Annotated in this window: 9 protein-coding genes; 4 read left to right on the plus strand and 5 right to left on the minus strand. The window is 42.5% G+C overall.

Annotation, left to right across the window (positions count from 1 at the left end; all coding sequences use genetic code 11):
• Positions 1 to 311 precede the first annotated feature (311 nt).
• Positions 312 to 1,352, plus strand: coding sequence for an NAD(P)-dependent alcohol dehydrogenase (locus tag DBR11_RS14645; protein ID WP_108553402.1), 1,041 nt, complete (start codon positions 312 to 314; stop codon positions 1,350 to 1,352).
• A gap of 186 nt (positions 1,353 to 1,538) precedes the next feature.
• Positions 1,539 to 1,769 (plus strand): hypothetical protein, encoded by a 231-nt coding sequence (locus tag DBR11_RS14650; RefSeq protein ID WP_108553403.1) that lies wholly within the window; start codon positions 1,539 to 1,541, stop codon positions 1,767 to 1,769.
• Positions 1,770 to 1,778: 9 nt separating this feature from the next.
• Here the strand turns inward: DBR11_RS14650 and DBR11_RS14655 are convergent, their stop codons facing one another.
• Positions 1,779 to 2,924: a clostripain-related cysteine peptidase gene (locus DBR11_RS14655; protein ID WP_108553404.1), complete on the minus strand. Its 1,146-nt coding sequence runs from the start codon at positions 2,922 to 2,924 to the stop codon at positions 1,779 to 1,781.
• A 558-nt stretch (positions 2,925 to 3,482) separates the two neighbouring features.
• Here DBR11_RS14655 and DBR11_RS14660 point away from each other — a divergent pair.
• Together DBR11_RS14660 and DBR11_RS14665 are read left to right on the plus strand one after the other, a co-directional pair.
• A complete protein-coding gene (locus tag DBR11_RS14660) occupies positions 3,483 to 5,129 on the plus strand; it encodes a fimbrillin family protein (RefSeq protein ID WP_108553405.1) in 1,647 nt (548 codons plus the stop codon).
• Between the two features lie 29 nt (positions 5,130 to 5,158).
• Complete coding sequence (locus DBR11_RS14665) at positions 5,159 to 6,598, plus strand: fimbrillin family protein (protein WP_108553406.1); 1,440 nt, start codon at positions 5,159 to 5,161, stop codon at positions 6,596 to 6,598.
• 58 nt (positions 6,599 to 6,656) lie between these two features.
• Here DBR11_RS14665 and DBR11_RS14670 read toward each other — a convergent pair whose 3' ends face one another.
• The 4 genes from DBR11_RS14670 to DBR11_RS14685 form a co-directional block, all read right to left on the minus strand.
• Complete coding sequence (locus DBR11_RS14670) at positions 6,657 to 8,426, minus strand: cytochrome c peroxidase (RefSeq protein WP_108553407.1); 1,770 nt, start codon at positions 8,424 to 8,426, stop codon at positions 6,657 to 6,659.
• Positions 8,410 to 9,726: an alkaline phosphatase family protein gene (locus tag DBR11_RS14675; RefSeq protein ID WP_108553408.1), complete on the minus strand. Its 1,317-nt coding sequence runs from the start codon at positions 9,724 to 9,726 to the stop codon at positions 8,410 to 8,412. Before DBR11_RS14675 ends, DBR11_RS14670 begins: the two co-directional genes overlap by 17 nt.
• 94 nt (positions 9,727 to 9,820) lie before the next feature.
• Positions 9,821 to 10,153, minus strand: coding sequence for a hypothetical protein (locus DBR11_RS14680; RefSeq protein ID WP_108553409.1), 333 nt, complete (start codon positions 10,151 to 10,153; stop codon positions 9,821 to 9,823).
• Between the two features lie 111 nt (positions 10,154 to 10,264).
• Entirely contained in the window at positions 10,265 to 10,729 is a 465-nt protein-coding gene (locus DBR11_RS14685; protein WP_108553410.1) for a hypothetical protein, read from the minus strand.
• Between the last annotated feature and the right edge of the window lie 180 nt (positions 10,730 to 10,909).

Genomic DNA, 10,909 nt, shown 5'->3' on the forward strand with positions numbered 1-10,909 from the left:
ATGATAGAATGCCTAAAGACAGAAAAAGCAAGCCTTGACAAGGGCTTTAACGGATTAGGGTAAAAAATAGAAAAGTGGTTTATTTAGGGTAAAAACGGCTATTTTAAAGATCAAGCATCGCTTTTATTCAGTTTATTCATTTTGGCTCAGACAGCGAATAGTCTAATTTTTAAACAAAAATTTTCGCCGCCACGATAATTGAAGTATTTCTTTGAATTGTTTGAAATTTGCAAGTATTCCTTTGAATGTTTTAACTCCCAATTAATTTGCAAGCTTTACATTTGTTATGTACAATAACAAAGATCTTAACCATGATACAAGCAAAAGGATATGCTGCACAAGATGCACAAACAGATTTAGCACCCTGGAATTTTGAACGCCGGGATGTAGGACCTCATGATGTCCAAATTGAAATCTTATATTGTGGCGTTTGCCACTCAGATCTCCACCAGATTAAGAACGATTGGTTTCCAGGTCTGTTTCCAATGGTCCCTGGTCATGAAATCGTTGGCCGGATCGTTAAAGTAGGTGATCACGTTAAAAAATTCAAAGAAGGCGCACTTGCTGGTGTAGGCTGTATGGTAGATTCCTGCCAGATCTGCGAAAATTGCAAAGATGGATTAGAACAATACTGCCTGGAAGGCAGTACCCAAACCTATAACAACAAAGACAGATCTGGTGTACCTACCTATGGTGGTTATTCTAATTCTATTGTCGTTCGTGAAGAATTTGTATTACAGGTTTCAGAAAAACTATCCCTGGCCGCTACCGCACCGTTACTTTGTGCAGGGATCACGACCTATTCCCCTCTGCGTCACTGGAAAGTAGGAAAAGGCCACAAGCTGGCTGTTTTAGGCCTGGGCGGTTTAGGACATATGGGCGTTAAATTCGGAGTTGCATTTGGTGCTGAAGTTACCGTACTTAGTACTTCTCCGTCCAAAGAAGAGGCAGCCAAAGCCCTTGGTGCACACCACTTTGTCGTAACCTCAGATCCTGCACAACTGGAAGCTGTAAAAGGTTCATTTGATTTTATCCTGGATACCGTATCAGCTGTACATGATATGGACCTTTATCTTTCCCTGTTAAAGACCAATGGAACACATATCTGTGTTGGCGTTCCTTCCGAAGCCTATGCCATCCAACCCTTCTCCCTGTTGGGCGGGCGTAAAAGCGTAGCCGGATCAGGAATCGGAGGTATTGCTGAAACTCAGGAAATGCTTGATTTCTGTGCAGAACACGATATTGTTTCCGACATAGAGTTGATTGACATCAAAGACATTTCCAATGCTTACGAAAGAATGCTGAAAGGTGATGTACGCTACCGGTTCGTAATCGACATGGCTACCCTGTAAACAGTAACATAGACAGCTGAACAGCAGCAAATAATTAACAGCAGCTTATCTACAAAACCCCTTTGTTAAGCTGCTGTTAATTTATACGGATATCCCCGTTTCTTATTAAAAAGATAACATTATCCAATACAGGAGTTAAAACAAATTGTTTTGTTTTGCCACCAAAAGACGGATAATCATTTTAATATGAACAAGACAGACATCAAGATCAGTTCAGACCTGCAAAAATTCATCCATAATTTCGAGCCGAGTAAATTTAAACTATTGGCCAAAGGAATTGAAATCAGAGGCATTAATGACCTTCACAGAAACATCAGTCAGGCAAAAGCACTCATTGAAAGTATGAAGCTAAATCTGACTGTAGACCACAATGCAGAGATGGTTTCTTACGGAGGATTCGAGGTCAATAATATTTAATCACAAAATTTATTTCTCAAACAGCAGGCTTAAACCGCTGCTTTTATACCAATCCAGTTTCTTGTAATAACTTAAATTTACATCTGTCTGGTAAGGAATATAACAGGTAAGCCCTGAAAAAGTACGAATTGGAATACCCAGGAATTTAGCGGTAGCCTGCTTATACAGAATCGTTTTATTGAGTTGCAGCAGCACATCTGAAAGACTGCTGCTATCAAAGTTATGCACTAAAAAATCACCGAAGTCAAAACTTGCTACAGGAAAATTAGAGGTAAAATCAAGACGTTGTATCCCATCCCGGGTAAATTCACTTCCATAAGTCTTGGTTTTCGCAAGAAGCGATTTCATCTGGTTGGCAAGTGGCACAAGTTCTGCCGTATTGACCAAGGTAACTGTAGCAGACTGGCGATCGTCATTGTAAGCATTATAGTGTTCGTAATAGGCCTCTGCAACAGCCTTAAGCCCCGCCGAAGCGTCTTGAAAAAGCAGAGGTGTGATTTGCTGATAAGGGAAGCTTTCCGACAAGGTCTCTGCCGGAGAGGCAATAATATATTTGGCTTTATCTTTAAATTCATAGAGCACCTCTATGCCACCCATTGAACAGGCATCAAACAGTATGAATTCAAAATTATTGCTCAGTGCATTTTTGAGGTCTATAATATCCATTTCCTGCCCAGTATCACGTCCAAACGATTTGGTGGTGATTGCTGCAGAACTTGGTGGCGCCCAGGAAGTCGCATGCGACCACAGGACCAAACCATAACTATTTGCCGGATATTCAGTTTGAGCATAGCTGATCACATCCTTCATAAACTCCGCATCTGAAGGTCTACTGGCCTGGAAGGTTTTCACAGTATCACTTACAATCCTGCTTTCATCCAGATCATAACGGATTTTAAGTAAATAAGATCTCACGCTACTTGTTTTGATGTACACCAATAATACTCCATCCAGGTTCGCAGCGCCTTTTTCCATACTATTAATGCTGTTGATCGCATCATACCTCAGGTCATTATTAGCTTCCATATATACAAGGACCATTTTTTTCACTTTTTCTTTTGCAGGTTTGTTGTTTTCCTTTTTACAGGAAAAGCCCGCAACTGTAATCATCAAGAAAAAGATCAGCCTTAAAGCGCTTATCGAAACCCTGTTCATTTACTTATATTTTATTTTGGTGTATCCATCTGATCCTGGTCATTCTACTGCATAATCGCGCAGATCTTGATGAATTTATATCGTTTGTCTGGATCATCCAAAAGTACTCAAATTCAGAGGACTTGAAATGAACGTAGAAATGACCCGGCCCGTCTAAGGTTAAAAGAGTTGTTCCTAAATCCATCAGACCTAATCTTCAGAAATCCAGATCTCAGTCTGTTACGAACGGCAACACAAGAAACATCAAAACGCTGAAAATAAGAAAATTACACACTAGCACCCGTAAAAAAGCAGTGTAACTTCATGTGCACGAGTAAGGAAAAAAAACTATCCTCCGCATTTTTAGTGTTATTTTTTCTTTGTTTTTTTAAAGAATATGCTCCAAAACTTAACCTAAGCTTTTTTAAGAATTAACGAAAAGCTTACCGGGCTGGACGTTTCTTTGTATCTGGGATTAACATCTAAAACGCTCCCCATAATCATAAATGAATCTCTCCATTCAGAACATCTCCTCCCAGGGAAGGTGACCAAACTAAAAATCAAAACAAATAATAACATATGAGAATTAAAAATCTACACTTAACGAGTATGATCTTCCTTGTCTTGTTCGGCACTGCCTGCCGAAAAGATAAAGCACCGGAGATCAGTAATGAAAGTCGTACAGCCGTACAGTTCTCTTCATCCATCAATGGAGAGATCAAAACAAAAGCCATCGACAACAGCTGGAACGCCAATGACAACATTGGTGTATTCATGAAAACAGGAGCAGGGTTAACCAATATTCTTTCTGCCAATAAAATGTATTCAACTTTGGGAGATGGAGAATTTAAACCAGGTGCTGCAGACCAGACCATCTATTATCCTGAAGATGGCAGTTCGGTTGATTTTATAGCCTACTATCCTTATAATCCATCTTTAACCACCACTAAATACCTGGTAGATGTAAGTAACCAAGCCGTACAAAGTACTATAGATTTACTCTATTCCAACAACGCCGTTAACCTGAGTAAAAGTCAATCCAATGCCAACCTTGTTTTTTCCCATCAGCTGTCAAAGGTAGAATTTACGGTAAAAAATGGCACAGGTGTAGCTGACCTTAATGGACTGAAGGCAAGTTTATCTGCATTAAAAACAAATGCTGAATTTGATTTGACCACTGGAGCACTGACAACACAAGACCAAACAGCAGATATCCAAGCCAGAACAAGCATCAGAAATGGGTTAACGATTGCTGAGGCCATAGTGATTCCAACCACAACAGAGACTGTAATAAAAGTTCTATTCACTGTTGGAGGAAAAAACTTCACCTGGAAAATGCCCGCAGATACCAAGTTTGAGAAGGGCAAAAAATACACCTATGAAATTGAGCTGAATGTCGATGGAACCGGAAACCCAGGTACAGCAGCCTCCATGAAAGCTTCCATTACCAATTGGAATGATGTACCCTCAGGCACCTTTATACTTGATCAGGAAACAGTAACTACCCCTCCTGTTACTTCTGGTTATATGGAAACACCAGTACTCACTACTGATCCGAATACGGTTTATATTGCTCACGGATTTCCGGGACGTACCAATGTTAGAAATTACGCCATGTTATATGATAAAAAATATAAAATGGCCTATTGGGTTGCTTACCCTTTGCATTCGTCCTATATCGGTAGTTCAGGTCGTACTGATGCCTGGGCATTTGACCCCTCACTGGCACAAGACCTGCAGGTAAATTTAAGCAGTTCATTTGGGAATGGTTATGACCGGGGCCATCAGATTCCAAGCGGCGACCGTACCGCTACAAAAGAGCTAAATGCAACAACTTTCTACTATACCAATATGACGGCACAGATTTCATCCATGAACCAGGGGATCTGGAATAACCTGGAGTCACAAGTGAGGACCTGGAGTGCACAAAGTGATACTTTATACGTCGTTACAGGTGCCGCAATCCAATCCAAAACAGATGCCACCATAACTTATCTCAAAGGATCTGCGATTCCTAAATATTACTATAAAGCACTGGCCATGAAAAAGGGCAATACCTATTACACCATCGCCTTCAAAATCGATAACCAGATCATTCCTTCTTCTAACTCCTATAACAGTTATAGAATGAATGTGAGCGATCTGGAGAAAGAAACGGGCTATACCTTCTTCCCGAAAATCTCAAATGAAGCGAAAACAACTATCGACAACACGATCTGGAAATAAACATAAACACGAACAACTTTAAAACTATTATGAAAAATCAAAGTATTCTATTGGCTTCGGCGCTTACCCTGTTCATGATAAGCAGCTCCTGTAAAAAAAACAATACACCAGACACTCCTGCCCCGGTACCTGGTACTAAGGCTGTAACCTTTTCATCCAGCATTAATGGCCAAATCAAAACCAAGGCCCTCAATGATACCTGGGAAGCGAATGATCAAATCGGGGTATTCATGAAAACCGGAACCGGACTCAGCAACGTACTGGCCTCAAACAAAGCCTACAAAACTACTGGCGACGGCAATTTTCAGCCTTCAGCAGCAGATCAGACCATTTATTTTCCTGAAGATGGAAAGGCTGTTGACTTCATTGCCTATTATCCTTTACAATCAACGCTTAACGGCACGACTTATCCCGTAGATATTAATAACCAAAGCAATCCGGCCGCCATCGATCTTTTGTATTCCAACAATGCCAATGCTTTAAGCAAAACGAGTGCAAATGCAAACCTCGTTTTTTCACATCAATTGTCGAAAGTAGAATTTACCGTAAAAAAGGGTGAAGGCGTTACAGACCTAACTGGCTTAAGCACAACTATCTCGGGCTTAAATACAAAAGCAAACTTTGATCTGGCTACAGGTGTATTGAGCAGCGCTTCTCAAACTGCAGATCTGTCTGCAAAAATTGGAAGCAAAAATTCAGATGTAACAGCCGAAGCCATCGTATTGCCTGTGGCTGACGCTAGTGTTGCTCAGATCACTTTTACTTTACCTGGAGGCAAGTTTAAATTGAGTTTACCTGCCGGCACTAAATTTGAACAGGGTAAAAAATACACCTATCAGATAGAATTAAGAAACGGAGCTGCCGGAACACCGGTAGCACTGGCCATAAGCGCGACCATCACCAACTGGATTGAAGTTCCTTCAGGTTCTTACAGTGTTGGCCAGGATAAAGACGATACAACTCCACCGACAGGTACTGAAGAAGTGCTTTTTACAGAAACTTTCGGAACAGGTGCAGCTACAAATAAACCGAAAATCGGTGCCTATACCGGTTGGTCAAATCCATCATTTACCTTCAGCGACAGCTATGGTACCGCAGATTTGAGAACCATCAGTGCATATCCGGATAATATTCATGTATGGTTCCCGGCAACTAAAGATGCTTCTTTGAAAATTGAAGGCGTTAATATGTCCGGATATCAGAAACTTAAGTTAAAATATGATCTTGCACCTAATGCAAACTCTGGAACTTCTGTTTCTGATTTCAACGTGATCACTGTAAAAGTGAACGGTGTGCAGATCACTGTTCCAAGCCGTCCGGTTAGCAATGCAGACAACAACAAGTTCTCTACTATTGAACTTAGTGACATCCCGGCACTGAGCACCAATACCATTGAATTTTTCGGTTCTGCCTCAGCAAATACGCTGGGCATGCGCCTGGATAATGTGACCATTATCGGCATAAAATAAGCCTGTCATCACCTGGCATGAACAAAAAACCGCCTCCTTAAGCAGGGGCGGTTTTTTGTTACCGGCTATCCAGACTCCTGATAAAATCGATCAATTCGGTTTTTTCTTTTTTGTTCAGGTGCAACGGTGCGGCGTCCAGAGTCTGGTTAGGAACTTTAATTCCTGCCCCCGTACCACCGCCCTTATCATAGAAATCGATCACTTCTTCCAGGGTTTGGAATACGCCATTGTGCATGTATGGCACAGTCCGGGCAGCATTACGCACAGTAGTGGTCTTAAAAGCATATTTATTGAAATCTTCTGGCTGGATACCGTAGAGACCCGGGTCAGCATCAATCTGTTTAGCATTTCTTTTTTGAGGCACGCCAATCACTTCAGCTTCCATCTGCATATAACGCGGTGGCAAGGAACCATTGAACAGCGGCAGGTAATGACAGGTTCCACAGCGTGCCTTGCCCATAAAGAGACTAAACCCTGCCAACTCACTTTTTTTCATGGCCTGTTGCTCTCCCTGCATATAGGCATCAAAACGACTGTTCAACGCCGTCAAACTTCGTACAAAAGCGCCCAGTGCGTTCATAACTTCAAAAGTATCAATGGCCATGCGACCCTGCCCGGGATAGGCTAGACTGAACAGTTTTCGGTAGTTTTCGTCCTCCCATAGTTTACCGGCCGAGATCTGCACATCACCATGCATTTCGTCAGGATTTTGTACCACTTCCCGTGCCTGATCTTCCAGTGAAGGCGCACGCATATCATAAAATTGCCTGGGCTGTAAAGCAGCATTGATTAATGTCGGGGTATTCCGGGCAATTCTTTTTTTACCGGTAATATCCAGGTTTTTGACCAAACCATCGGTAAAAGCCAGTTCGGGTTTATGACAGGAAGCGCAACTGCGTTTGCCGTTACCTGAAAGGAGGGGATCAAAGAATAATTTCTTTCCTAAAACAACCTTTTCGGCCGTTACAGAATCTCCGGGTTCAGCAGTATAGGCATTGCGATTAAAGGCATTCGCATCAAACAAAGTTGCAGCATCCTGGTTGAGCAGACGATTATAGCGGATATCCGGTAATTTTAACCGGGTCTTTAGCCTCTGAAGTGCCCTGCTCAGTGGATTGGCATAACGAATCATAAAAGCGGCCCGGTCAAAACGATCAAAGTTTACCGGACCTTGCAAATTGCGGATGGCCGGATCAAATTCCGGCATATCATTGTAATAACCTGTCACTTGCTGCAAACTCTGCAAGGCTGCTGCCGACTCGGCAAAACAATTTTTAGACAAAGGATCGTCAAAATCATTAAGACCAAGTGTCTCCACCCTAAAAACTTCCAGTTTTAAGGCATCAAGAATCTGCCAGTCCTGCAGATCTGCCCGCAGAAAGTATTCTCTGAATTCCGCTGCGTTAACAGCCAGACGCTCCAATAAACCTTTCAGTTCCTGCTTGTTCTTTAAAGCAACGCCCGGAAAAAGGTATTGTTCAACAACTTGTAGCCCATCAGGTTGGACCACCAATCCGCTGAGTTCAGTTTCCGGCACCGGCGGACCGTTCACCTGCCTTGCGGTAAGCGGGTCGAAGTATTCCGTGGCCCACTCCAAGCGCTTATAAGCCAAACGGACGTTGCGGAAACGCTTTTGCAGCAACTGACTGTGCGCAATATCCACTTTTGTGGCCTGCAGCAATCGAACAGCAAGTAGTAAGCTATCCGCCTGACGGATTAGTTGTTGTTTAACCTGACTAACAGGTGTATCCGGCTGTCGAAGAGAGAGCAGGGTAACCGTCGCCATTGCCAGAAAAACCAGAGCAATAACTCTAGAACTCGAAGGCATGGCTTAGCGGGTCGGCATTTTTATCACGGTCATTGAGCGGCTTCAAACCCCATCTCTTTTCAATAAAAGCCAGGATACTTACCGTTTCATAAATGCTATGGTCTACATAACCTTTCTTTGCAAAAGGAGAGAAGATCAAGGCTGGTATACGTGTTCCAGGTCCCCATTTGTCAATTACAGGCGGAGCAACGTGGTCCCAGAAACCACCGTTCTCATCATAGGTCAGAATAACTACAGCGTCCTTACCATTGGGTCCATTCAAGACCGCATTGATCAGTTCCACAGCATGACTTTCTCCACCGGTCACAGTCGACTCACCTGGGTGCTCGTTTTCCAGACCAATAGGTTTCACAAAAGAAACTGCTGGCAGCGTACCTTTTTTCGCCGCATCCAAAAACTCGGTCTCGTCCCTCAGATGTTCCTTCCGACCCGGTGTGCCTGCAGCATAACGGGCGAAATAAGCAAAAGGCTGGTGATGATAAGTAAACGATGGGGCTGGTTTACCTGCCATAACATCGTTCCATCCGCCTGAGTACCATGCCCAGGATATTCCCTTATCAGACAAACGGTCACCTATATTGGGTCCGGTCTGGTTCGGCACCAGAAAAGCAGGATTACCATTTTTCGGGTATAGGTTGATGGAATTGATGGTGTTCACGGCATACCCATCAGGCGTTACTGTACCATCCTTGACGAGTTTACCTTGAGCATCTACCTGCGCCTTGATACTGGCAGGTGCATTAGGAAACATAGGTGTAGCAGCGGCAACCAGCCACTGATGGTTCAGAAATGACCCCCCGAAAACGCTATGAAAAAAATGATCACACACCGTGTATTTTCTCGCAAGATCGTATAGTGGCAAATCTTTGGTGCGATAATACCCCATAGCGAAACCTTTGGTAAAGTTATAATGAGCAAACTTATTCATTTTCCCGCCATTGATCTGCAATTGCTCCTGGTAAAAGCGGTGCGTAACATCGGGACTAACCTGGTCAGCAGCTACATATTGATCGATGTTAAAATAGGTATTGGGCAGATTTGTTGGAAAAGCACTGCTGCGTGGAATCGGCGGCAGTGAACTATAGGGCTGATTTTCAGCATTCAACTGGATAATATTTTCTTGTTTAGCCTGCTCCAGGCCATCTGCACCAGGAAATTGCCCGTACAGATTATCAAAGCTGTGGTTCTCCATATAGATGACCACAACGTGTTTCACTTTATTCAATTGCGCGAACGCAGGTACAGCTGTCAGACCAAAAGCGGTCAATAAAAGAAATGGGGTTTTGAGGATTGCTCTCATAAAATACCGAACAAATTTAAGTCTAAGTAATTATCTATTAGTGATGGAACGACAGCACTAAGATCATTTTAGTGCTGGAAACAAAGAGATGGGCTCAGGGCGCACCCGGTTGAAAACAGTGGTATAGCCCACACCGAAGCAATGGAACAGGATAGGTACTCCCGGTTGGAACGAGGGCATTAAACAATATCTTGACTAAATAGACAGGTGTCTTTTGCGTAAAGACCTTAACAGTCGCCACTTCTGCCTGTTGCATGTGGTGATCATCCTTTTTTTTGATCAGCCGTTGAGATAGATTCCAGGCCTGAGCAGCATTGGTTTTGCAACCGGAAACTCTAGACAACTGGTAGGCCAGACAAGGGCGCAACAGGAACATAAACACCCCAAGGGTGAAAATATAAATGCCGATTCTCTTTTTGCAATTCATTAATGACGAGATAAACCTACAGTTTATTGTTAGATTTTCCTAGTCCCTGGTTTATAAAAACTGCCCGGGATGTGGAATTAACTCTCGTTCAATGAACCCCAAAAGACGCTTTTAATCAAAAATCATGCGGTTAAAGGTCATTGTTGCAGGCGTAGGTGCATCGGCCGGATAACTTGTGTAGTTTAAAGTCAGCTTGTTTCCATTCAACAAATAGGTGGCATTGTCAAAATAACCACCGCTTACAGGCGTCCTTGAAATAATCTTGTCATTATTTTTTCTTATCACGATTTCCTTAAAATTTGTGATCAGCTTATTTCCCTCTGTACGGTATGTACCCTGCACATAGGTTACTTGCTGGGTTGCCTGGTCCCAGGACACAAAACGGATGCTGTCTTTTGACAATATCAATTCCCTTGGCATGATCGAGGAAACACCAGGATGTATATCCTCTGTCCAGTTACCAATTAATTCGGGGTTAGGAACCACAACCGATTTATTCTTTTTACAGGCGCTCGTTACTATTGTTAAAAGCAACAAAAAACTTAATAAACTTTTCCAATGTGCTGTGACTTTCATAAGCGTAATTTTTAGACTAAAACGACGATTAAAAGGAATTCGCTACAGTAGAATAAAAATAATTGCTGACACATTTATCCACAGCCAAATTAATGCAACCACATAAATTTTGGCTGCGGATATTTTTTTATCCACAGCCAAAATCATATATTTGAAATAAGTTTTGGCTGCAGATAAAAC

Origin of the sequence: Pedobacter sp. HMWF019 (genome assembly GCF_003061025.1) — a bacterium.
GTDB lineage: Bacteria > Bacteroidota > Bacteroidia > Sphingobacteriales > Sphingobacteriaceae > Pedobacter.

Excerpts from the sequence above, each read along its gene's own strand:
- DBR11_RS14645 (WP_108553402.1), top strand. The coding sequence starts at position 312 with ATGATACAAGCAAAAGGATATGCTGCACAAGATGCACAAACAGATTTA.
- DBR11_RS14650 (WP_108553403.1), top strand. The coding sequence starts at position 1,539 with ATGAACAAGACAGACATCAAGATCAGTTCAGACCTGCAAAAATTCATC.
- DBR11_RS14655 (WP_108553404.1), bottom strand. The coding sequence starts at position 2,924 with ATGAACAGGGTTTCGATAAGCGCTTTAAGGCTGATCTTTTTCTTGATG.
- DBR11_RS14660 (WP_108553405.1), top strand. The coding sequence starts at position 3,483 with ATGAGAATTAAAAATCTACACTTAACGAGTATGATCTTCCTTGTCTTG.
- DBR11_RS14665 (WP_108553406.1), top strand. The coding sequence starts at position 5,159 with ATGAAAAATCAAAGTATTCTATTGGCTTCGGCGCTTACCCTGTTCATG.
- DBR11_RS14670 (WP_108553407.1), bottom strand. The coding sequence starts at position 8,426 with ATGCCTTCGAGTTCTAGAGTTATTGCTCTGGTTTTTCTGGCAATGGCG.
- DBR11_RS14675 (WP_108553408.1), bottom strand. The coding sequence starts at position 9,726 with ATGAGAGCAATCCTCAAAACCCCATTTCTTTTATTGACCGCTTTTGGT.
- DBR11_RS14680 (WP_108553409.1), bottom strand. The coding sequence starts at position 10,153 with ATGAATTGCAAAAAGAGAATCGGCATTTATATTTTCACCCTTGGGGTG.
- DBR11_RS14685 (WP_108553410.1), bottom strand. The coding sequence starts at position 10,729 with ATGAAAGTCACAGCACATTGGAAAAGTTTATTAAGTTTTTTGTTGCTT.